This is a genomic window from Haloarcula sp. K1 (assembly GCF_001647155.1).
In the GTDB taxonomy this organism is placed as follows: Archaea; Halobacteriota; Halobacteria; order Halobacteriales; family Haloarculaceae; genus Haloarcula; species Haloarcula hispanica.
This window is the reverse complement of sequence record NZ_LRHL01000045.1, coordinates 197,876-221,219: the sequence shown is the minus strand read 5'-3', so window position 1 is coordinate 221,219 and position 23,344 is coordinate 197,876. Positions and strand designations below refer to the sequence as shown.

General features: G+C 54.4%; 16 protein-coding genes. 12 read left to right on the top strand and 4 right to left on the bottom strand.

What is annotated here, in order from left to right; genetic code table 11:
- The first annotated feature begins 241 nt into the window (after positions 1-241).
- Positions 242-1,387, top strand: coding sequence for an alpha-D-ribose 1-methylphosphonate 5-triphosphate diphosphatase (locus tag AV929_RS21565; RefSeq protein WP_079980864.1), 1,146 nt, complete (start codon positions 242-244; stop codon positions 1,385-1,387).
- Between the two features lie 59 nt (positions 1,388-1,446).
- Here AV929_RS21565 and AV929_RS19435 read toward each other — a convergent pair whose 3' ends face one another.
- Complete coding sequence (locus tag AV929_RS19435) at positions 1,447-2,082, bottom strand: hypothetical protein (RefSeq protein WP_050038388.1); 636 nt, start codon at positions 2,080-2,082, stop codon at positions 1,447-1,449.
- A 790-nt stretch (positions 2,083-2,872) separates the two neighbouring features.
- Between AV929_RS19435 and AV929_RS19430 the strand changes: the two genes are divergently transcribed.
- From AV929_RS19430 to AV929_RS19415, 4 genes are all read left to right on the top strand, one after another.
- Positions 2,873-3,154, top strand: a complete 282-nt coding sequence (locus AV929_RS19430; protein WP_004515801.1) for a winged helix-turn-helix domain-containing protein — start codon at positions 2,873-2,875, stop codon at positions 3,152-3,154.
- A gap of 400 nt (positions 3,155-3,554) precedes the next feature.
- Positions 3,555-5,396, top strand: a complete 1,842-nt coding sequence (locus AV929_RS19425; protein ID WP_064289055.1) for a CARDB domain-containing protein — start codon at positions 3,555-3,557, stop codon at positions 5,394-5,396.
- Positions 5,397-5,730: 334 nt separating this feature from the next.
- Complete coding sequence (locus AV929_RS19420; protein WP_014031330.1) at positions 5,731-6,573, top strand: glycosyltransferase family 2 protein; 843 nt, start codon at positions 5,731-5,733, stop codon at positions 6,571-6,573.
- 141 nt (positions 6,574-6,714) lie between these two features.
- The gene (locus tag AV929_RS19415) at positions 6,715-7,611 is read left to right on the top strand and encodes a DUF1616 domain-containing protein (RefSeq protein ID WP_230458920.1); all 897 of its coding nucleotides are present in this window, start codon (positions 6,715-6,717) and stop codon (positions 7,609-7,611) included.
- A 150-nt stretch (positions 7,612-7,761) separates the two neighbouring features.
- Here the strand turns inward: AV929_RS19415 and AV929_RS19410 are convergent, their stop codons facing one another.
- The gene (locus AV929_RS19410) at positions 7,762-8,931 is read right to left on the bottom strand and encodes a glycosyltransferase (protein ID WP_064289053.1); all 1,170 of its coding nucleotides are present in this window, start codon (positions 8,929-8,931) and stop codon (positions 7,762-7,764) included.
- 264 nt (positions 8,932-9,195) lie between these two features.
- Between AV929_RS19410 and asnB the strand changes: the two genes are divergently transcribed.
- The 7 genes from asnB to AV929_RS19375 all read left to right on the top strand — a co-directional run bounded on the left by asnB (position 9,196) and on the right by AV929_RS19375 (position 19,385).
- Positions 9,196-11,085 (top strand): asparagine synthase (glutamine-hydrolyzing), encoded by a 1,890-nt coding sequence (gene asnB / locus AV929_RS19405; RefSeq protein WP_225306819.1) that lies wholly within the window; start codon positions 9,196-9,198, stop codon positions 11,083-11,085.
- A 130-nt stretch (positions 11,086-11,215) separates the two neighbouring features.
- Complete coding sequence (locus AV929_RS19400) at positions 11,216-12,406, top strand: glycosyltransferase family 4 protein (RefSeq protein ID WP_014031326.1); 1,191 nt, start codon at positions 11,216-11,218, stop codon at positions 12,404-12,406.
- Positions 12,407-12,641: 235 nt separating this feature from the next.
- Positions 12,642-14,432: a hypothetical protein gene (locus AV929_RS19395; protein ID WP_064289051.1), complete on the top strand. Its 1,791-nt coding sequence runs from the start codon at positions 12,642-12,644 to the stop codon at positions 14,430-14,432.
- A gap of 60 nt (positions 14,433-14,492) precedes the next feature.
- Entirely contained in the window at positions 14,493-15,449 is a 957-nt protein-coding gene (locus tag AV929_RS19390) for a glycosyltransferase family 2 protein (protein ID WP_044952851.1), read from the top strand.
- A 112-nt stretch (positions 15,450-15,561) separates the two neighbouring features.
- Positions 15,562-16,758 carry a sulfatase-like hydrolase/transferase gene (locus tag AV929_RS19385; protein WP_014031323.1) on the top strand — a complete coding sequence of 399 codons (1,197 nt, stop codon included), beginning with the start codon at positions 15,562-15,564 and terminating at the stop codon, positions 16,756-16,758.
- Between the two features lie 76 nt (positions 16,759-16,834).
- Positions 16,835-18,016 carry a glycosyltransferase gene (locus tag AV929_RS19380; protein ID WP_014031322.1) on the top strand — a complete coding sequence of 394 codons (1,182 nt, stop codon included), beginning with the start codon at positions 16,835-16,837 and terminating at the stop codon, positions 18,014-18,016.
- Positions 18,017-18,086: 70 nt separating this feature from the next.
- Positions 18,087-19,385, top strand: coding sequence for a hypothetical protein (locus AV929_RS19375; protein ID WP_014031321.1), 1,299 nt, complete (start codon positions 18,087-18,089; stop codon positions 19,383-19,385).
- Between the two features lie 43 nt (positions 19,386-19,428).
- Here the strand turns inward: AV929_RS19375 and AV929_RS19370 are convergent, their stop codons facing one another.
- A complete protein-coding gene (locus tag AV929_RS19370) occupies positions 19,429-20,688 on the bottom strand; it encodes a hypothetical protein (RefSeq protein ID WP_014031320.1) in 1,260 nt (419 codons plus the stop codon).
- Positions 20,689-20,700: 12 nt separating this feature from the next.
- Positions 20,701-22,869, bottom strand: coding sequence for a carbohydrate-binding domain-containing protein (locus AV929_RS19365; RefSeq protein WP_064289050.1), 2,169 nt, complete (start codon positions 22,867-22,869; stop codon positions 20,701-20,703).
- Positions 22,870-23,344 lie beyond the last annotated feature (475 nt).

Sequence of the window (23,344 nt, the reverse complement as noted above, 5' to 3'; positions counted from 1 at the left end):
ATTGGGGCTCTATTCAAACCCTGAGAATTGTTGGAGTGTCCTAGGTCCGTCTTTAGCAACTGATAGTGACGATTGACGGCCTCGTCTCCCATTATCTCATTAAGCACAACAGCTACGGCTGTCAATTACACATAAATATGCACTCTATATCCGACTGTAGCATAGCCGTAGTAAGCGCATATTCATGTTTTGGGAAGTCGATTGTAAACACATTGGAAAATCATACAGGGTGCCAAGCTGAATGAAAAATAATGCAAATCGAACATTAATCTCGGGAGGAACTGTTGTTACGCCGACCAGCGAAATTGAGAACGGGACAATAGTATTCTCTGATGGAAAAATAGTCTCGGTGGAAGCAGAATCTCATGACTCCCCGGACATTGATGCGACGGGGAAGTATGTCCTACCTGGATTGGTTGATCTTCACGGTGATGATATCGAACGGCACCTCTTTCCGAGAGCTGGTGAGCGCGTCAACACGACTGTCGCTCTGGACCGATGTGATATTGCCAATGCCAGCGCGGGAGTTACGACAAAGTATCATGCCATTGCGTTCGAAGACGTCCCAGATGATAACCGGAGTATCGAATTAGCCCGTCGCTTGGCCGAGCATATCCGGGATTTCAACTGCGAAACCGGCGCCAGGGTCGATAACAGACTCCATATGCGGTGTGAACTCACCAACGAAACGGCTGTCGACGCCGTCTCGCAAGAAATCCAATCAGGGGGAGATCTCGTCTCCCTTGTCTCACACATTCCCGGAACGGGCCAGTTCGCTGGCGAAAATACACTTACACAACGCTATAATCTTCCGGACGGGGTCTCAGAGTCAAGCCTTCAGACCCTCGAAACACGCCGCAATGGTGTCTCCGAAACAGAAGTAATCTCGCGCGCACGAGAGATTACAGAGCTAGCAAGCAATAGAAATATCCCAGTCGCCTCACACGACGATGAAACCGTTTCGAGCGTGGACAACGCCGCTGCTATCGGGGTAGACATAAGTGAGTATCCGCTCTCCCACCGTGTTGCGCAGCGTGCAACCGAGTTAAACTTGGCCGTTGCGATGGGTGCGCCGAATGTGGTTCGCGGTGGGAGTCTGTGGGACGGGCCCGATGCGTCTCAGGCAATCAAAGACGGTGTTGTCGACATTCTCTGTAGCGACTTTCGTCCGCAATCACTGCTTAGCTCTGTTTTCATCGAAAACGGTGACCCTCTCAAAGACCGGGTGTTACGTGTCTCTACTGCACCAGCTGCCGCTGCCGGCCTGTACGACCGTGGCCGATTGGAGTGTGGAGCAAGGGCCGATCTGATTATCGTCGATCCAGACCCGGTTCCATCGATAGCACGAACATATGTTGCCGGCGACGAAGTGTATCGCTCTGGATAGCCTACTCGTGACGCGTACTGTGTAAAAACTGCGCGCGGAACCAAACCGTTCTTATCGGGCTACTCGCTGTCCAGCTCTTCGCGCTCAACTGACCAGTGATACACCGAACATGCGCCTGCAACACCCACTACCAGGGAGAACAAACCTAAAACTATGCTCCCGGGAAGTGAGAAGGCGACAGAGGCGGCTAGGACCATCGCACCGAGCACCGTGACGGCCGCGTAATACTGATACCACTGTCGGCCCTCCGCCTCTTCTTCAGTGCGGTTGAGGTACTTTTCGAAGTCGTCAGCCTTCTCGGTAAGGGTTATATGCCCTCGGTCTTGGTTAAAATCGACGACACCGATGTCGTCCATCTTCGGGAGATGGCACTGGTACAGTCCTACATACACGCGCTTGCGCTCACTTGATGTCAACGCATCAGTTGTGGTCTCGTTCTCGATGGCCGCGACGTGTTCTGCGAGTTCTCCAAGAGAGACCTGTTCGCCTCGTTCTCGAAGAAAGTGGAGGACCTCTCTGCGGCGGCTATTTTTCAGTATTTCAAAAATAACGTCTAGAGATGCACCTGAGTCGTCCTGCTCCTGTGACGTCGCTTGGTCCGCACTGCTTTCTTTCCCTTTTGGCGATGGGACAGATTCGTCGCTTAGTTTATTATTCGGTTCTGCTTTCGTTTGTGCGGTGTCTTTGACTCCCATATTTACCCACTTCCTGTGTGCTGCGACATCGTCCACCCGTCTGGAATCGTGCTCACACAGCCCCCCGGCTGTATCGACGGAGCGTTACGCTGTCAGCCAGCATTTCAAATCAACATCACCTTGCCACTTAATACTTTGTTATGTAATCGATTAGATAATTTTCCTTTGATTACCGCCGGGGTAGTCAGTAGTTGTTTGGGTATTCCGGGAGTAACAGCGTTCTTTGAATCAATTTTCGGTGATCCATAATAAATGTCCGCGACAGTGTGTGTTGAGATACGCAAAATACGTAGACTTCCCGTAAAAACGCTGAGACGGCCCCCTGTTACGGTTACACGTTACTCACCTTCTCGAAATCGCCCAGGGTAAATCGTAGCGTATATCGGCCGTTTCTATCGGTCATGCAAGTAACGCAATCTTATCAGTGTCAATTGAACAGCTATCTGGACCGCAGAGAGGTCCCTGCAGGAACGCAGTCCCCGATAAGATGCCCTTCTGGGTTCCCGTCGGGAATTGGAGCCTTACGATCTCCACGGTATCTGTTGTTGATCGGTTGTCGCCTGATTGCCAAACACGTAGATGAAATGCGTGTTATTTGAATTGAGCGGAAGAACGATATTACTCACCACATACTCAGTATGCAGGGTACTCAACCGGAATCGTGTATGGCTACGAAGCGAGACCAAGAGACACGAGCGAAACAATTAACCACAGGCACATGGAATATCACTGTACACGAGTTTGTGTCCAAAGAAGGTAGCTGGTACACTCGTGCATACGAATAGATACGATGGCAGACTTTGATCAGTGGGACGAAGTGAGCTACGTAATCAGTTCACGGTATCGAGTCGAGACTCTCCGCCGGTTGTCAGAAGGCCCTGCGACACCGTCGTTAATTGCGGACGACAGGGAAATGAGCATTGCTCACGTATCGCGCGCCCTGCAGGAACTCCGTGAGTCGGAACTGGTCGACCTATTAGTTTCGGAAGATCGGAAGAAAGGCCGCGTGTACGACATCACTGAGAAGGGTGTCGATATTTGGGAAACAATCGAACGGAAGAACATGGCGTAACTGTCGCGTCTCGGCCGCGAACTGATAGGATTGCACAAGCGCGTGGACTTAGAACTATCTCTCTCCCTGTTTTCGATTCGAATTGAACTTGTAATTTGATGTGGGTATCTCGCGTATAACCTATTCCATTACACCAACTCCGGTATTAGATCACAAGATGGTGTGTTTTCCATAGATTCAGCTAACGGTAGTCGCATAATTGAGACGCCGACGAACGGTATCGACTCACTACGACTATGGCTGAAAGCTCCACTTTGGGGAACGTGTCTGGTGGTAAACGTCTGCTACCCATTCTGAAACCTACCTGTAGAAACCCGCTTTTCGATATTGAATGCAAAGAGTGTCTACCGGTGGGTATAGCAGCCGTAACAATAATGATTTGTAACATACCTGCGTACGCATGTTGTCCATAGGCTACGGAAAGTTACTGATTGGGTGCGTCGCTGGACTGTTACTCATTGGAGGTGCTACGTTAGGGCTTGGAATCGGTGGTTTCGCCGATGGACCGGCCGATACGGAGACCACTGTGAGCGAGGACGAACTGGAGATACGCACTGTGCAGTCTCCGACCGAAATTCGGCCGAATGAGCCGTTGCGTGTGGAACTTCAAATCACAAACGCGGGGTCGGAAACGACAACACAACAAGTAGCGCTACGATTGAACAGGGACGGACAGTCTCCTGAAACGGTAGCAACAAAACAAGTCAAGGTTTCGGCTGCAGAACCGGCGGACGTGACGTTCGCTGTCGAACCTGATCAAATCAGTCCCGGGGAATACACGTACGCCGTTGCCGTCGGTGAGTCATCGGCCCCGGAGTCAACTGGGAATGTGGCTGTCCTCACCCCGCCTACGTTTGTCCTCGCTGATACCACTGAAAACGCTACAATCGTCCGTGGAACCAACGCCTCCATCCGAGCAAACCTGACCAATGTCGGTGCATATCGTGGCGTCCAGACAGTGCAAATCGCTGTCGATGCAGACCAAAACGGCCAGTACTCCGATGCTGAAACGCTGAATGAGAGCGTCCACTCGCTTGCGGGCGGCCAGAGCCAGATGAGCACTGCCACGGTCCGAACTGCTGATCTGGAGCCTGGCGGATACCAATACAGGGTCGCCACCGAAAACACGACAACGACCGGAACACTCCACGTCCAGCAACCGGCGACGTTCCGTGTGCAGAATACGACTGCACCGGCCAACGTAACGAGGGGGGAAACTGCCAATGTCTCAGCAGTCGTCGAGAACGTTGGTGACGTGGACGGGCTCGACAACGTCACGCTCCGGAGTGATTCCATGAACACTACCTATTCGCGCACCGTTTCACTTGCTGCCAACGAAACGACAACGGTGTCTATTGATGTGAATACGACGAATTTGAGCCGCGGGACACACAACCATTCGCTTGGAACTGCTGACGACATAGATACCGTCTCGATGACGGTACAGGATAGTCATTTCGAGGTGTCGGATTTGGCTGGACCGAATGTCCTGTATGTCGGTGATACGGCTGTGTTCTCCGCGGACGTAACGAACACCGGTGAAACCACCGGAACTCAATCGATCCAGCATCGTATCGACAGCGATGACGATGATCGGCCGGAAGCCTATGGAGTCGACAGAAATGTCACGCTCGCACCCGGCGAGTCGACTCGCGTTCGGTTCGAGGTTGAATACACGGTAACCGACTCGACGGATTACCCCGTAGAACCACTGAGTCTGCAGACGTACGTCTATGGCGTCTACTCAAAAGACGCGCGTGCGTCAACAGCTATGTCGGTCAAGCCGTCATGGGCAAAAGACGGCGGGTCCAGCGGTTCCGGCGGAAGTACCAGTGTCTCTGATGGTGACCGCGCTTCGCTTGATGAAATAACCCAGGACAAGTACGGACTCTACTATGATGAGGTGAGCGGTGAAACGAAGCGCCAGATCGAAGAGATTCACGAACGCCAACCGTTCGCGGACGGCCTTGCAGCCGTAGAGGTGCGGACGCGTGAGGAAATCGCCCGGCAAGAGTACGGTGCCGATGTGAAACCTGGGGAGAAGTTTAATTTCACAGGACTAGAAATCGAAACCCAACAGAAGGTCGAAGCGGACTTCGATGCACAGTTCCAGACTGACTCCGGTGACCGAATCGAATCTTGGGACGAACTGGCCAACGACACGTACGGGAAGTCGTACGAGAACCTAACCGCTAGTCGCCAGGCGGACATCAGGACGACGTATCAGGATCAATTCGAATAACCACTCCCTCTAACAGTAGTAATCGCCGTACGTGGGCGCTTTTCCGAATCGGTCTAACGAGATATTTATCGATCCGACAGTCCACTGTATATGACCGCTAACCCTGGAAAGTAAGGAATAACAATAGACCGATTTGCCCAACATGGCGACAGAGAGGGCCCTATTGGTGGCCGGTGAGCGGCCCTACGACCTACCATGACTATCACTGAATCAGAGGTTGCTATTGGCGCGTGGGTCTGGCATGAAAGCCGACCCGGGATGAGTAGCTCCCTTTTCGGTAACTCTGTGCGTACCGTAGCGGACTCACTCCACTCACCAACAGGGGGGACATAGAGTGTATAAAGGCTCTACCGTCGGTGTCGTCGTTCCGGCACACAACGAAGAGGGGTTCATCGGTGAGGTCATCGACTCACTTCCGGAGTACGTCGATCAGGTGTTCGTTATCGACGACTGCTCGACAGATGGCACATGGACCGAAATCAAGGAATACGTGGATACTGAGGTGAAACCCGCAAGTGTGACCGGGGACTCCGCACAACAAATAGTTGTCGCCGACGGGGCCGGGACAATGGTATCTGAAAGCCAGACGTTTCTCGATAAGCGGATCGTCCCAGTCCGTCATCAGACTAACGGCGGTCGCGGGGCTGCCGTACAAACCGGATACGAGCTAGCGCTTATGAGCGGCATGGATACGGTTGCAGTCCTTGATGGCGACGGCCAGATGGACCCGAACATCCTTGATGAGATACTCGACCCAGTCGTTGAGGGGGATGCGGATTACGCGAAAGGCAACCGCCTCATATCGCGACGCCACTGTACTCAGATGTCCAACTGGCGGCTGTTCGGGAATGCGCTCCTCACGATGCTGACCAAGATCGCGAGCGGACACTGGCAAATGCGCGACCCACAGAACGGATACACCGCGATTTCCGCGACGGCGCTTGACCAGCTCTCGCTGAACGATCTGTTTGACGACTACGGATTTCTGAACGATATGCTAATTCACTTAGATGCGAATGGGATGACTGTTCAGGACGTACCGATGGAAGCACTCTACGGCGACGAGTCGAGCGGGATTCGATATGGCTCGTTCATTCCGAAGCTATCGATTCTGTTACTTCGTGGGTACGTCTGGCGGTTACAGCAAAAGTATCTCTCCCGAACAGAATCAGAGTGATCACTCCGAACGGTTGGATATCGTTCTTTGACACCACATTCGACACCGTCAATGACCGTTATGAAGTTTTTACTTATCATGGCGTAGGCGTGAGCGGAACTTATGGGCAGGTGGTCGGATACTTCGCCAGCGACTGTCGATTTGCTTGTTACCGTGGGGTACACAGCGGTTGTACTCTTCGCAACGCTGTCGTCTCTTGAAGGGGTGCTCCTCACGGCCATCGCGTTACCCTTCTTGCTGTTCGTCCCGGGCTATGCTGTAGTCGCGGCCCTTTTTCCAATTCGGAACCCGGAGGATGAACACCACCGGCTGATTACCACAGAACGGATGCTGTACTCGGTTGTAGCAAGTATCTGTTTGGCAATTATCGTCGGAGTCAATCTTGAGTTCACGCCCTGGCCGATTCGCCCGACTCCGGTTGTCACTGCCCTTGCTATCGTAACTGTTGTGGCAACCGGAATCGCGTGGTATCGGCGCTACAAAAGGACACAGACGGGCCTGAGCCAGACCTCGATGCCCTTCGGAAACTCACGAGCGGCCAGCGGTGGTTCCGATGGGGAGGGAGTCCAGCTGGGGACCGTAGTTGTCGGTGTGGCGATCCTCGTGACGTTTGCCAGCGTGGCGCTGGTCGCGGCTCAGCCACAGCGCGGCGAAGCGTACACAGAATTCGGGCTGCTGACCGAGAATGAGACAGGGGATCTGGAGGCAAGCGACTATCCGGAGCAGATCGCGTTGGGCGAGCCCGAACAGATGTACTTCACCGTCACGAATCACGAGATGGAGACAACCGAGTACGTCGTCGTCGTGCAGATGGCCAGAACCGCGCCGACAGGCGAGGTCATCGAGCGCATACGTCTCGATACTTACAGCAACCGGACAGCGGCTGGAGACCGCTGGCTGCAGCGTCACACGGTGACGCCGGTACTGGAGGGCGAGCGCCTGCGGTTGACGTATTTGTTGTACAGGGGAAGTCAGCCGGATCAACCCACAGCTGAGAACGCGTACCGCGAGGCTCACATTTGGGTCGACGTAACGTGAGCTAACAACGACAGGAGTCTGGGAGTAGGTTTTGGACAGTTCTGATGGATGGTATCGACTGCAGCTATAGTAACAATTGAAACGATGTACACACTGATCGCACTGCCGTCGTCCGATCAGGTGTGCATTGATTTTCAATGGCTACTATAGTCACGAGGGGGTGAGCGGCTCGGATCGTTTATCGACACTATCGGTGGTCTCCACCGATACGAAACTTCGAATAAACGCTTCGTACTGGTCGATCACAGCCGCCGGCGCGAAATCGTTCGCACGCTCGATCAGTACGTCGCTCGGGAGTGGCTCGTCGAGCGTTGTCCGGATGGCCGCTGCGAGTCCCTCGTCGTCATCGACATCGACGAGCGGGCCGTACTCACCATCTTTGAGGATCTCTGCCGGGCCGCTGGGACAATCGGTCGAGACGACCGGACATCCGCAGGCAAGGGCCTCGATGAGCACGGTCGGCAGTCCCTCGTGGACCGAAGACATCGCGAGGACGTCCGAACCCGCCATGTAGCCGTAAGGGTTGTCGACAAAGCCGGGAAACGAAACCGCGGCGTCGATACCTAACTCGGCCGCGAGGGTTTCGAGTTCGGCTCGCTTCGACCCGCGGCCGACAATAATCGCAAGCGTGTCCGGTCGAGCGGCATGGACCTGTTCGAAAGCGCGGAGGAACGATCCAAAGTTCTTCGCTCTCTCCAGGCGTCCGACACCGAGAACGACGTCAATGTTTGCCGATTCGATCCATGGATGATCCACCGGCTTCCCTGCCCGCTCTTGGACCTCATCGACAGGGATCGGATTGTGGAGGACAGACACCTTCTCGCGGTCGACACCGACGTGTTCCACGATGCTCTTAGCGACACCTTCTGAAACGGCGACGAACTGGTCCGACTGACCGGCGAGGCGACGCTGCAGCCACTGGACGAGTTTCTCTTTCGATTCCTCTTGCATCCCGAGCGTGTTGTGGATCGTCGAGATGGCGGTAGTGTCAGCGCCCGATAGAATCTGCGAAATCATGTGCATATCGTTGGCATACGTCATCTGTGAGAAGAGTATCTGGGGAGATCGTCGCCGCAGATATCGTACGAGAGCGGGAACGCTCGCACCGATTCCTATCCCTGGTATCCTCTGTGTTCCGAGGTCGACGACGTTTACGCTTCCGGCGACATCGGTCCGGAAATCCCCCTCGTTGTACGACACGACAAGGTCTACGTCATATCCGCGCTTAGAGAGCCCGTTCGCGACAGAAACTGTCACACGCTCGGCACCACCGACTGTCAGAGAGGGAACGAAGAATGCTATCGGTCCAGTGTTTTCCATTAGTTCACAGTCTGTGTGAAAGGGCTTGTTTATACTCACCCTACGCCGATTCTCGGGACACGTTTCTGACTTTCCTGCAATGCTTTGGTCGATTCGAATAGCTTAAATTGTTCATTCAGGCAGCGTAAGGGACAGAACTGCCCCGGGGACGTTCCACAGCGGACTGACAGACCCATATAGGCAGCGTTGGGCGGAAGATAGCCCGTCTGACTCGCCCGTGTAGGGAGGGTATAATTTTGAGCATCGATGTAGATTACGCGAACAATGTGTGGAATCTGTGGTCAGTATGTTCGATCTGGCTCTCCTGAAACCGACGTTCTTGAACGTATGAACGACTGCCAGTGTCACCGAGGTCCTGACGACGATGGGGTTTTCAGAGATGGAAGTGTTGGACTTGCACACCGCCGGCTCAGCATTATAGACCCCGAGAACGGGGGACAGCCGATCCACAACGAGGACGGTACCGTAACCGTCATCTTCAACGGAGAGATCTATAATTACGGGGCTCTCAAGGAACGACTCACGTCCGCAGGACATCGATTTACCACTCAAACCGACACCGAAGTACTGGTCCATCTCTATGAGGAAGAAGGTCCAAGTTTCGTCGACGAACTCGACGGAATGTTCGCGTTCGCTCTGTGGGACAGTGAGCGAGAACGTCTATTACTGGCCCGTGACCCGATGGGTATCAAACCTCTCGTTCTCGCCGAAACGGACGACAAACTCGCGTTCGCCTCCGAGCTCCCATCGCTGTTCGAGAGCGACATTGACCTCGGCGGCATAGATCGGGACGCACTGGCTCAGTACTTCGCATTCGGATATATTCCGGCACCGAAAACGGCCTTCCGTAACGTCTCGAAGGTCAGACCCGGCGAGCGGATACTCATATCGGACGACGGTATCGACCGTGACAAATACCACGAGCCATCGATCACGCCTCGTGATCCCGACATTGATACCGCTGCCTCTCACCTACGCTCGCTCGTCGAATCGGCGGTCGAAAAACGCCTGATGGCCGACGTTGACCTCGGAGCGTTCCTCAGCGGGGGGATCGATTCGACGATAATCGTCGGGACGATGGCACAGTTACTCGATGATCCCGTGAAGACGTTTACCGTCGGTTTCAATCAGGATCGATTCGACGAATCCTGGGCGGCACGAGAAGTGGCGTCTTTCCACGATACCGACCATCACGAGATCACACTCACAGCGAATGACGTACGCGAGTCCGTACCGGACGTACTGAATAAATTGGGGGAGCCCTTCGCCGACCCGGCACTGATGCCGAGTTACGCTGTGTCTCGAGCCACGAGAAATAACGTCAAGGTCGCACTCTCTGGTGACGGTGCTGACGAACTGTTCGCCGGCTACGATAAGTACCGAGTCGAGTCCCTGTCAAAGTACTATCGAGCGCTTCCGGCCCAGATACGGAAATACGCCGTCGAGCCGGCTGTGAATGCACTACCCGCCTCACGAGGGACTGCGGTCGGCGACGCCGTTTACAAAGGACAGTGGTTCATAAATCGGAGCGGAGAACGATCAGTTCCGGAGCGTCACTTCGATTTAATGCGTGTCTCCGATGACCAAGCTATCCAGTCCGTGACGAACGTTGACCCAATCGAAGCTGGGCAGACCGCCCTCCGGACACAGCACGCCGCGATATCCCCAGAACTGGCCGATAGAGAGAGCTTGGCACGGATACAGGCTGTCGATACCCGCTTATCGCTCCCAGATCAGATGCTCACGAAAGTCGACCAGGCCAGTATGTACAACTCACTCGAGGTACGCGTTCCGTTCCTCGATACTGATGTCGTTGAGTACGCACTCAGTCTCCCAACAGACCACAAACTAACTGGCCGCGATCGAAAACGTGTGCTGAAACGAGCCTTCGATGATGTACTGCCGGAGTCTATCTTACAGCGAAACAAACACGGGTTCGATATGCCGATCGGTGAGTGGTTTAAACACGAGCTTGCTGACGAGTTCGTCTCGATGGTCCGTGCTACTGATCTGGGGATTCTCGATACCGCGGCGATTTTAGAACTATTCGATGAACACCTCGATGGAAACCACGATCACTCGCGGTTCCTCTGGACCGTCTACGTCTTCAAGCACTGGGCTGTGCGTATGCAAGAGCAGGGGGTCCTCGAATAGGAATACGGTAGCAGGATTTAGTGTGACTACATACCACCATCTGGTGTCTTGTACTGGCTATAGAGGCCTATTACTCAAAAAATCGGACTATTAACTATACCCCTCTACCTGTAAGAGTCGGGCGAAATAAATGCACATACTCCGGGTCGCCCAAGACATCTTCCCTGAAACTGTCGGTGGTGCGCCATATCACATACATGCTCTGAGCCGTGATCAGGCTGCGATGGGGCACGAGGTCACCGTCTTGACTGTCTCGGAAGAGGTGGAAGAGCGAGAGGTTACCGATCAAGACGGGTATACGTTGATCAAACAACCGCCGAAGCTAGAGCTCCTCGGGAATCAGATCTTCGCCAACACCGTCGGTGATCTACGTGGTCTGGAAGACTTCGACGTGGTTCACACCCACTCTCACCTGTTCTTCTCGAGTAACGTGGCCGCGCTGTACTGCCGAATGGCCAACATCCCGATTGCAATCACATGTCACGGCCTCAACTCACAACGAGGTCCGTTCTGGTTCTCGCGTGCACACCTTCGTACGCTGGGTAAGTGGACGTATGACTCGGCCGACGTCACGCTTTGCTACACCGATGTCGAGCAATCCAAACTTCGTGACCTCGGTGTCGACGCTGACATCGCGGTTGTAAACAACGGGATCGATACCAACCGCTTCTCCCCTGCTGGACAGACCCATCCCGATATCGCGAGCCAGGGCGGCCAGGCAATCGTGTTTGTCGGCCGCTTAGTCGACGGAAAGCGACCTCAGGACGTGTTAGCTGCATTCGATACGGTACGAGAGCGCTGTCCGGACGCATCGCTGTTCTTCTGTGGCGACGGCCCGCTTCGAGACAGTCTCGAATCGACGGTCGCTGACGAGGGACTTACAGATGCTGTAGAATTCCTGGGGCGGGTCCCCTATCAGAAAATGCCCTCGGTGTTCAGAGCAGCGGACCTGTTCGTCCTTCCGAGTCGGACTGAAGGCTTTCCACGGACAGTTATCGAAGCTTTAGCCTGTGAAACACCAGTTGTTGCCAGCGATCTCGAACAGACCTCGAAAATAGTCAACCAAACGGGAGAGACAGTCCAAGTTGGCAACGTCGAGGGATTCGCGACGGCGATTTCTGATTTGCTCAGCGATCAGCGCGGCCTCTCAGAACTGGGAAAACACGGCCGAGCAATCGTCACGACGCGTTACAACTGGGAAGAGACAGTGCAAGAGACAACGGAAATACTGGGCCAAGTGGCTGAAATCGGTGACTCCGTGATTCGAGACAAGACGGAATCGACCAGCAGTCCCACACCTGTGGTCAAGGACGAGATCTGAACGAATGGCGAATCGAGCCTCGACTGATTCCGGTTGCACAGTTCCATACCACTGTCGCGTCTTCGTGGCCCAATCGATATTGCGGTTCAGGTGGTCTATTGAAGCTGGTCGAGGCCTGACTTTGGTGAGGGCGTGTATCCACTGCGCGTTAGTCGCTGATTACTTAATATCTACCGTATGCAAGGCAGGGAAAGACGTGGACCTCACACTGCATCGCGAGCCAGAAGGGTAATAAATGAGTCACGAGACAAATCTCGACCGGGAGTCGTTCGACAGCTTCGAGTTCGCCAACCGTGACATACAGGAATATCTGGTCATACTCCTAGCCGGTATCCTTATCCTCGAGAGTGCGCTCTTCCTGTCCATTCAACCGGTAACCGGATATGAAACTTCGCTGGCAGATGGACTGTCCCAGCTGTTCTGGTTCACTTTCTATTCGGTCATGATCGGTGGAATATTGACGCTGATAGCAGCGGCTATTACGCAAACGAGGTACTGGCGACATGGTCTTGGCCTCGTCCTTTCAAACTACGCGCTGTACTTCTTCCTCCCAAAAGCTCGCGGCTATCGGTTTTACGGACAAGGAACGGCAGATGCACTGCAACACTTCGGCGATGTTAGGGCGATTCTCGAAACGGGAACACTTCCCGGAATCTGGTATCCAGGTGAACATGTGCTGATGGCCGAGATGGCGATGCTAGGTGTCCCGATTGACGCGATGCCATACTTGGTAGCGTTGTTGTTTACGACGCTTCAGATAATCGGAATCGGAGTCCTTGTGAAGACGCTCTCGGGTAAACGGGGAAGTCTCGCGGCCGGATTAGCAGCCGGTAGCACTCTCATTTATACGACCTTCCATCTCTCAAACCACCCGGCGATGAACTCATTCATGGTCGTTCCGGTCCTGCTCACGCTCACAGAACTGTACCGACGGAGTAACGACAACGAGTACCTGCTCTTGATTCTCCTGGTTGGCCTGTTCATCATCTACTCACACCCGATGACAACCCTGTTTATGCTAGGTATATTACTGTTAACCTCGGTGTATTCCGGGCTGTTCGGACGGCTTTCCCTATCGTCCACTCCGCAACTCAGTCCGCGGCTTGGTGTGGCCTTTCTTCCGCTCCTATTCGCCTGGCTCACCAATTTCGGTCAGACACGCCAGGCCATAATAAAAGTCGTTGCGGCACAGGATGATATGAACCCAGCAGCCAGAGAGGTACAGCGAGCCGGCTCAGTCCAGTTTTCACCTCTACAGCTCGCCGAGAAATTCATCACTCTGTACGGCTCGACCACAATTTACTTCACTATCGCCGGGACGTTCGTCCTTTTGACCCTATACTGGTTTCTCTCCGAACGGATGCGGTACGACTGGGGCTTCGGTTCGGTTCACTTCGTTGCAGGACTGGGTATCGCAGCGATCTTCCTCCTTAGCAATCTCATCGTGAAAGGCATAATAAGAGTAAACAGATACGCACTCCTGTTCGCTGCAGTCCTCGTGGGGATGGCACTCATCCATAGCGCCACCAAGCGCAACTCGGTAACCACCGTTGCTTTGACCGTACTCGTACTCCTAGGTGCCTGTCTCGCTGCAAGTGCTGCCTACGAGCCAAACCGTCACATGACCTACGCAGAGTACGATGGGTCTCAATTCATGGCAGCGAATATTGACGAAGGGGTTCCGGTCCATGCAATGGATACGTCACATAAGATGGAAGCGTTCGTCTTAGGCACAAACCATCCCCGCTACTACCCACAGAGTTTCGGTATGAACAATAACTTGCCTCGGAACCTCGGCTATTTCAGCCAGGATGTTATCGCCTCTGATACGTTTGGCCGAAGTTACGTTGTCACGAAGACACACGATGTCAAACAGCACACTGCCTCGTATTATACAAAAGACCAACAGGAATATCTATTCCGATACGGTGAAGACAGTCTGGCGAGAATGCACAACGATCCAACGGCAAACAAGGTTTATACCAACGGTGGGTTCACTGGGTGGTCCGTAGCGCCCCAAAATTAGCCAGCAGAGCCACGCATAGCCAGACACTAACTTTAGATGCCGCAAACCACCACCAGCCATATGCCAAATCCGCTCGTCAGCGTTGTCCTCCCGACATACAAACGACCGGACAGACTTCGGAGTGCAGCACGGAGTGTCGCAGAGCAGACGTACCCAAACATCGAACTCATCGTCATCGACGATCACTCCCCGCAGCCGGCAGCCGATACACTTGCCGGAGAGCCGCTACGAGGTATCGAAGTCAACTGTGTCCGTCACCAAGAGAACAGAGGAGCGAACCAGGCAAGGAACACGGGCATTGAGCGGGCAGAAGGCGAGTACATCGCGTTGTTAGATGACGACGACGCCTGGGACTCCGAAAAGATTGCTCGACAGGTTACTGAGATGGCAGAGAGCGCTGACAGCGTCGGCGTAGTCTACACTGGCTGTGAGTACGATTACGGGGACTACACACGGGACGTTATCTTCACGGCGGAAGGGGATGTTACCAAAGACCTCCTTCTGGGGGAGTCGTTCGGTGAATTCTCGACACTGATGGTTTCGGCTGATATCATCCCACAGGCCGGGCTCCCTGACGACCGGTTTCCCAGCTGGCAAGATAGAGAGTGGCTGATACGACTCTCGCTACATAGCGAGTTTCGCGTGATCCCCGAAGTACTGACATATCGGAACTGTCCCGAGGGAGCGGACCGAATCAGCAATAACTACGCTGAGAAGCGGGATATCTCCTACCCATTAATGGTAGAGAAACACCGAGAACTCGCTGCAGGGTACGGACGTCGGTACGAACGGGCCTTCCTCGCGTCACTGCTGTTCATTCTTGGACAAGAAGCGTTACGTTCCAAAGCATACTCTGATGCGAGAACGCAACTACTTAAGTCAGTGTATTATTGGCCGTTTCGAACCGACAGGTGGCTGTTTGCACTCGCTGCGCTTGGGGGCAGATTTAGCTACAAGCCGGCGAAAAACGCCATGAAGACCCTCAACTCGATTAAAACTGAAACAATTACGAAATGAGATGTTTTCGGTAGATATCCCGTCCCGTCACCGGGTACTGTTTTTTATGTGCTGTTTCATACCTCGTAGGTGTGTCTTTACTATATTGTTGTAGTAGCCACCCTCTGGTAGCATGGAGATCGACGTAGAGAACGTCCTCATATACGTTGACGACGCTGTCAGATATAACGCAATTAACGATGATCTCGCGGAACTCGGGCAGACCCACAAGACGATTGCAGCATCAACACACACGCCCACGTCGTTCGGGAGTTTGTTGACCGGGCTGTTACCACCGAACAGCAACATCCACAGCTTCAAGCATTCTGTCCCTGCGAACGTCCGCTCAGTATTCGATATTGAGAGTCACGAGGTTTCGATAGCTGCTCAGGGCGGCATGAACCACAGTATTGCGGAGATGTTTGCTAATCCCCCACGGAAACCGATTGACGATGTCGAGCCACCATTCGTCCACGTTGCGCGCCGGCCCGGTGGCCACGCGCCGTACGACGGATTCGACTGGGACGACTACGAATATCGCAACGAGACCGCTCTCGAATATCTCTGGCGCGTATCGTCGGACCCGGAAACGGCGAGAAAAGACTACTACAATGGTGTAGACCGCTCGTTCGAAGAGTTCAAGCGCGTCCTCCAGACGCTTGAACGCAGAGGCCTTCGGGAAGATACCCTCGTCATCTATACCAGTGACCACGGTGAGGTCCTCGGAGAGTACGGGTACTTCGGACACACACACCTCGCGACGCCTGAGGTCGTATACGTTCCGACGTCGTTCATTCATCCGGAGCTGGACTCCTCCGGCGAGAACGGGCTCTTACACCATGTGGACATCTTACCGACGGTCGCCAGTGCGATGTCCTCGCGACCTGATTTCGGTAGGGTGGATGGGAACGCAGAGGGAGAGGGTCGGGCGACCGGCTATACGCACCTGAACCACATTCGATACGGCTCGTTACCGGGACCCGCCGAGACGTTCGTCAGTCTCACTGGCGGGTTTGAGCGGACAATCAGGAGCCTCTGGGACGAACACGGTGGCCACACGTTCGTGGACGGACACAAAACGACATCATCGATTGTCTTTCTGGCGTTGCTACTGCAGAAGCCCTTCGGTCGACAGGTCTTGCACAACAGGAAGCTTCGAGATTCATACTGTCGGTTCCTGCCGGGACATCAGGCGTATGGGGCCCCGCAGTTTACTGAGGACGAAGCGCGGGCGGAGATTGCGGATATCCTCTCCGGGGAGAGTGAGGAGACAGTACGCGACATCGACGAGGAGACGACAGAACAGCTCGAAAACATGGGTTACCTTTGAGCATGACCGTTCCCGTGAACACGGAGTCCACACCTCATCTTACAAATAGCAGACAGCCCTATGGAGTGATTCAAGAATGACAGCGGAGCGGAAGACTCTCTGGTACTTTATCGGTGCACTTGTCGTCGGTGGTGCCGAGCGCACACTCATCGACCTGGCGAACGAAGTCAACGGCGAGGAGTACGACGTCACCATCTGGACAATATTCTCTACGAACCCGCTCGAAACAGAACTCTCACCGGAGGTCACCGTTCGGTCGCTTACGGACGCTGGTCGTGTTGCGAACGGGGCGATAGAGGGCGTCGAAAGCCCGCTCGTCTATCTGCTCGCCCCGCTCAAGTTCTGTCTTACCGCCCGCCGTGAACAGCCCGATCTCATACAGTCGTTCCTTTTTTACGACAACGTAATTGCCAGGCTCGCCGGCGTGTTCTGTTCTGCAACCATTATTACCGGCATTCGTGAAGTACCTAACGAGGAACCGTTCGTACGCCGCGTTATCGATCGGATGACGATCTCACTCTCGGATGTGATCGTTTCGAACTCCACAGCGGGCCGGGACTACGCTGTTAAACGCGGTGCAGAGGAAGAAAACGTGGCGGTGGTCTACAATGGCCGGAACATCGAACAGTACCGAACGACAGACTCGGCGGAGCTGCGATCAGAGCTAGACATCCCGACGGGGGCCACTGTAGTCGGCACCGTCGGTCGTCTCGTCGAGCGGAAAGGCCACTTCGATCTGCTCGATGCGTGGCCGACTATCGTCTCCGAGATACCCGATGCACATCTCGTATTCGTCGGTGATGGTGCCGATCGGGAGCGGCTGACGGAACGGGTCGACTCACTCGGATGTGCTGATTCGGTTCATTTCCTCGGAACGCGACAGGATGTCCCAGCGCTTCTCGGTGCGATGGATGTCTTCGCCTTCCCATCTCATTACGAGGGGCTCCCAGGTGCAGTGATCGAAGCGATGGCCGCGGAGCTTCCGATCGTCGCGACACCTGTGGATGGTACTAGCGATCTGTTGGAGAATTACCGGACGGGGTTGTTCGTCGACGTGCAGGCACCCGACGAAATTGCGTGGGCCACCATCCGTCTACATCAGCACCAGCCACTCGCTGAAACGCTTGGAACCGCCGCAGGACAGCGGGCGGCAAGCGAGTTTACGATCGAATCGATGGTGGACGGGTTCGAGCGATTGTATCAGGAAATCGAGACAGAGCCCGAAGAGACCCCCTACGTACAGCCGCTGACCGGGTAACGGCTCCCCCGCAAGCTTACCGGGAGAGTAACAACAGTATATTTTACTTGGTTTGTGTAAATTGACAGATATGGCTGAAGAGACGCCGAATCATAGCTACCAGCGTCCGGATCGCGGAACACAGGATTGGCATATCCCGTTGAACGAGAATTTCTCTCGTATCGATACTGAGGTCGAGATCAAGGATGCTGCCGAAAATCTGGATCAGTATCAACCAAAAGAGGGGGCCAAGTTCCTCGCGACAGATTCGCGACGTATCTTTATGGGAAACGGAGAAGAGTGGCTGGAGTTCGGAAGCACGGCAGGCCGCGCACGTTCCGTCTCGCTTGGTGAGACCAGTGAGAGAGCCACGGTAATGAGTGACGGAACGTTCATCGCCCAACCAGGACAACTACAGGACGTTATCGATACCGCATCTACTGGATCTGAGTTCGGACAGGCTCCTGCACAGACAGTCAAGATGGTCTCCGGTGAGACGTACGAAGTATCCGAGACTGTCCGGCTCAAGAGAGGTGTTAGACTGGAGTGTAATGGGGCTAGAGTCGTCCCGACTGGCGATTTTGATGTTTTCGAACTCGTCCGTGATACCGTTCTGCTTGACCCGTTTGTCGATACTCGCGGCAAAAACTGGAGTTCGACACAGATTGTTATTGGTCCCGAAGACGCACAGAAGTTAGATACGGCCAACCGCGCCTGGGTAAAGGACGCGTATCTCCTCGGAGACACAGGCAAGGGTATCGGCATTCAGTTCCGTGGCGGCTCGAAACCCTGCTCGATGCAGGTCGCCAATGGGACTCTCGACGGGTTTGATCGAGCAGTAGATTTCTACGCTGCCGGGGAGAACCGCGATCCGCAAGGCGACTGGTCGAACGGAAATCAGTTCTGGGGGCGGATACAGGACTTCCGGATCGGGATTAGTATGCGGTCGGACGGTGCGGAGGTGAGCGGGAATACCGTCCGCGTACAGACTCAGCCTGACCCAGAAGTAAGTGAATGGCTCTGGAAAATGAAGGACGACCCCCGAGAGTCTCGCGGTGATAACAAATTCGTGATGAAAGGCAATACGGTAATGGCTTATCCGTGGGACGTATCGTCATTCAAGCAGAACAACTCATATTATTCAGAGAGTGATCGAGATGCGCCATTCTGGTTTATCGGACGTGGTCGTCGGTACGGAAATTCACTCGTGGATCTGAGCGGGGTACGAGGAAACCAGTACGTACTCAACGATTCAGATACGCCCGACCGAAACGGCATCTTCACTGCACACGGTGGCTTCGTCGTTGGTACAACAGAGTTTGAGACAAATCCGGCATATCAGCGAAACGATAGCCGACATTGGCACCCGCAGTCGCGCAATGCGGAGTAGATAGTTACTCCCACGCTATTATCGCCTAAGGACCGCTCAGATCTTAGTTCTTTGAGTCTTCGTGCCACATACGACTTTCGCTATTCCGCTGGTACGCAGGCGGGTGTGAGAACTGCCTGGTGCCGGTGACTTCGCCACCATGATAGGTGAAAATCCCGTTCCGATCTGGGTAATCCGAATTGTTAACGATATACTGGTTTCCGAGCTTTCCGGACTGGTCAACGAGTGAATTACCGTAGTTTATTCCCTCGCCGATATACCACACCGGCGGCTTACGGTCGCTACTCTCAGCGAAGGGATTATTGTCCATATAATTGTTGTTGTCCCACGGATACACCATCATGGTGTTCCCAGACTTCCGGTACATATTGTCGTCTCGGTCGCTTTCGGATCGGGGGTCGTCCTCCATGTACCAGAGCCATTCGCTCACGTCGTTGTCAGGCTGGACCATCAACTTGAAGACGTTCCCGGAGACTTCGGCGCCCTCAGAGCGCTGGTTGACGCCAACACGGAAGGCTTCCAGTGAGCCGTAGAATTGGTTCCCGTTCGACCAGTCGCCCTGTCCGCTGTAATCGTCACCGCTGGCATAGAGGTCGATCGCGATATCGAATCCGTGTATTGTTCCGCTGGCGACCTGCATCGAGCAGGGTTTCGAGCCGCCCAAGAACTGGAGTCCGATGCCCTCTCCGGGGGTTCCCCAGAGATAGGCATTTTCGACGGTTGCGCGGTTCGCCAGTTCGATTTTGTCTGCGTCCGGTGCGCCGACGACGACCTGCGTCGAATTCCAATTGACCGATCGGGTGTCAATGAACGGGTCGATGAGTTGCGTCCCGCGGTACATCTCGATGACGTTGAAGTCACCTTCCGGAATGATCCGAGCGCCGTTACATTCGAGTCGGATGTTCCGTTTCAGTTTGATAGTATCCGACGGGAAGTAGTTCTCTCCGGAGACGAGCTTTACAGTTCGGCTCGGTCCCTGTGCCCATGTGTGTGACTTGGACGCTTGATCGATCACGGACTGTACTTCGCCCGGCGGTGCGATGAGCGAACCGTCGTCGGCCTCGGAAACTGAGTCGTCGGACGCACTGAGGCTCCCGACGCGGTTCCAGTTGCTGCCGTCGCCAATGTATACCGTGCCGGTATCGGTCGCTAGGAACTTCGACCCTGTCTTCGGTTCGTACTGGCTGATGTTGGACTCAGCGTCCCGGAGCTCGACGTGGCTGTCGAGCTTTTCGAAGTTTTCGTTAAGTGGTACGTGCCAATCGAGCGTGCCCTCCGCGGGTGTGTTGTATCGTTCTGCCATTGTTCTGTTGTATTACTGGGTACCCCCGTACCCACCCATTCCGTAGCCGTCGCTGCCGAAGTTGTCAGTGCTTGACTCCGTCATGATCTCAGTTTCGGTCGCTGTCTCGGTTTCTGTCGGCGTCTCCGTTTCGGTCGATGTCTGTGTCGCCGTCTCAGTTTCAGTCGATGTTTCCGTCTCGGCCGCTTCGCGGAATTCGAACCAGTTGAAATCAATGCCGGAGCCAACTGCTTTCACCTGAATGACGTGCTCGCCACCATCCTGGACCGTTACGTCAGGAAGCGTTGCCGTTTCCCAAGTCGTCCAGCCGCCGGTGTTCGGTACATCCACTGTCCCGAGTTGCTCGCCGTCGAGGCTAAACTGCAGTTGCCTGTTGTCTCGTGTCGTCGCGACGCGAACGTCGATGTCGTATGTTCCGGCCGGCACCTCCGCGGTGTATTCGAGCCATTCGCCGTCCTCGAAATACCCAACGTTGTACTTCCCGGAATTGTCCTGCGTTTCCCGGATATCGACGTCGGAGTCCCGATAACCGAGATCGTACTCACTGCCGGCAGTAGTGTCGTGATACGACACGCCCTCGCCGCCCAGGTCGAATGCTTGTGACTGTATCCTGCCGGGAAGCGTCGGGGCGCCGTCGAACGGCTGATTCCCGGCGACCTCGAACTCGGCCCAGTTGAAATCGATGCCGGACCCGATAGCTTCGACCCGGAGCACTTGCTGTCCATCGGCATCAATGGTCACGTCCTCAGCTACTGCCGTCTCCCAGGTCGTCCAGCCGCCGGTGTTCGGCACGTCTACCGTTCCAAGTTCTCGGTCGCCCAAGTGGAACCGGAGCTGTCTGTCGTCCTGTGTCGTGGCGACACGGACTTTTAGATCATACTGGCCTGGCGAAACATCAGCCGAGTATTCGAGCCATTCGCCGTCTTCGAAGTAACCGATGTTGTACTCCCCAGAGTCGTCTTGGGTCTGCCGGATGTCGACATCGGTGTCACGGTAACTGGTGTCGTATTCGTTCCCAGCGGTCGTATCGGAGTACGATACTCCTTCGCCACCCGTGTCGTAGTTTTGTGCCTCGATGCGCCCGGGAATCGTTGCTAGAGTCCCATTGTACGGTTTCTGCGCATCGACTCTATCGAATTCGAGCCAATTGAATTCTACACCGGAATCCAGTGCTTCGACGCGAAGCGTCGATTGCTGCTCGGACTCGATTTCGATGTCTTCTACTGTGACTGTCTCCCACGAGGTCCAGTCGCCCGTATTAGGGACAGTGACCCTTGTGAGGGTCCGATCTCCAAGAGACAGTTCGAGTCGCCCATCAGAGAGTGCTGACGCCACTCGGACTCTAATATCGTACGTTCCCGGCGAGACATCGGTTGTGTATTCGAGCCACTCTCCGGCCTGAAAGTAGCCGATATTGTACTTTCCTGACTCGTCCTCTGTTGGTCGGATATCAACGTCAGTATCTCGGTTAGCGGAACCGTAGATATTTCCGCTAGACGTGTCGTGATACGCCTCGCCTTCGCCACCGATGTCGAAGTTCTGGGCCTGAATACGCCCGGGAATTGTCCTGACTGTCCCTTCATACGGTGATTGAGACTGCGTCGTACTATCCGTCGAAATGGTGAGTGAGTAATCGCCACCGCTCCGACTGACGTCCATGACTTGCAGGTAGTGTGTGCCGCCGGCCGAGAGAGATTCCGGCAGATACACCGGGACATCTGAACTCGCGTACGCTTGGGAGAGTAATTCACCGTCGGGATTGAACAGCCCGACCGCAGCAGCACCTGTGTCTGACCCCGGCGTGAATTTAACCGCTACATTTTCGCTGTCGGGCCTGAACGCAAAGAGATCAGAGGAGCTTGGAGACAGTGTTGTTGAGAGCGGAGAATCGATGCTGAGGCTGCTGACCGAACTTGCTATACTGGTGTCTCCGGCCACCTTCGAAACATCGACTGCGCTGAGTTGTGTTGTAACTGCAGGCTCACCACCGTATCCGAATTTTGCTGCCGATCCTCCCGCGGTAGGATCACCTTTACCGGCACATCCTGCCAAGGACGCAGCGGCAACACCTACTAATTTCATGCACGTGCGGCGGTCTATGACGGTTGTTCCCGTCGTACTACTTTTATCTCGCGACACCTCACCACTGTCGTGCGAGCGATTCTGTTCTTCGTTGGTCACACTCCGGTAATCCCTATTTACTATTTTATTCGTTGTTACCGGTTGGGTCTTGTTTGCATAACTTGCTGACCATGCGATACTTTCTTGCATACCACGTTTAAAGCAAATATTATAATCGAAAATGGCAGTTGAGAAACTAATACTCGTTTAGTATAGTCGAATTACGGTATCTTTGTAATGTTAGGGAGGTACTACCATCTGATATCACTCCACTTCGTGACCAGCAGATCCGCTCGATCTGAAAGTCAATCGGCCTATGTCACCGAGTCCTGTTTCAGAGACCACGATCCCGTCGCTCAAATTCTCTTGTGGTGGCAAGATGTTCAAGCCGTTTGCGAGTAATTTCGTGGTCTCTATCAGTCCTGTCCGATTTACATGCTATTCTCAGCAGTGAGTCCAAGATGGCTGTCACTCCCGTCTTTAGCTGTGAACCATTACAGCCTCTCGGAGTATATTCGGTTCAGCAGCCGTACTA

What these genes read in the sequence shown, in the direction of transcription:
- asnB (WP_225306819.1), top strand. Translation starts at nt 9,196, where the DNA reads ATGTGTGGAATCTGTGGTCAGTATGTTCGATCTGGCTCTCCTGAAACC.
- AV929_RS19385 (WP_014031323.1), top strand. Translation starts at nt 15,562, where the DNA reads ATGGAGATCGACGTAGAGAACGTCCTCATATACGTTGACGACGCTGTC.
- AV929_RS19435 (WP_050038388.1), bottom strand. Translation starts at nt 2,082, where the DNA reads ATGGGAGTCAAAGACACCGCACAAACGAAAGCAGAACCGAATAATAAA.
- AV929_RS19390 (WP_044952851.1), top strand. Translation starts at nt 14,493, where the DNA reads ATGCCAAATCCGCTCGTCAGCGTTGTCCTCCCGACATACAAACGACCG.
- AV929_RS19400 (WP_014031326.1), top strand. Translation starts at nt 11,216, where the DNA reads ATGCACATACTCCGGGTCGCCCAAGACATCTTCCCTGAAACTGTCGGT.
- AV929_RS19370 (WP_014031320.1), bottom strand. Translation starts at nt 20,688, where the DNA reads ATGGCAGAACGATACAACACACCCGCGGAGGGCACGCTCGATTGGCAC.
- AV929_RS19380 (WP_014031322.1), top strand. Translation starts at nt 16,835, where the DNA reads ATGACAGCGGAGCGGAAGACTCTCTGGTACTTTATCGGTGCACTTGTC.
- AV929_RS19425 (WP_064289055.1), top strand. Translation starts at nt 3,555, where the DNA reads ATGTTGTCCATAGGCTACGGAAAGTTACTGATTGGGTGCGTCGCTGGA.
- AV929_RS19430 (WP_004515801.1), top strand. Translation starts at nt 2,873, where the DNA reads ATGGCAGACTTTGATCAGTGGGACGAAGTGAGCTACGTAATCAGTTCA.
- AV929_RS19375 (WP_014031321.1), top strand. Translation starts at nt 18,087, where the DNA reads ATGGCTGAAGAGACGCCGAATCATAGCTACCAGCGTCCGGATCGCGGA.
- AV929_RS19410 (WP_064289053.1), bottom strand. Translation starts at nt 8,931, where the DNA reads ATGGAAAACACTGGACCGATAGCATTCTTCGTTCCCTCTCTGACAGTC.
- AV929_RS21565 (WP_079980864.1), top strand. Translation starts at nt 242, where the DNA reads ATGAAAAATAATGCAAATCGAACATTAATCTCGGGAGGAACTGTTGTT.
- AV929_RS19395 (WP_064289051.1), top strand. Translation starts at nt 12,642, where the DNA reads ATGAGTCACGAGACAAATCTCGACCGGGAGTCGTTCGACAGCTTCGAG.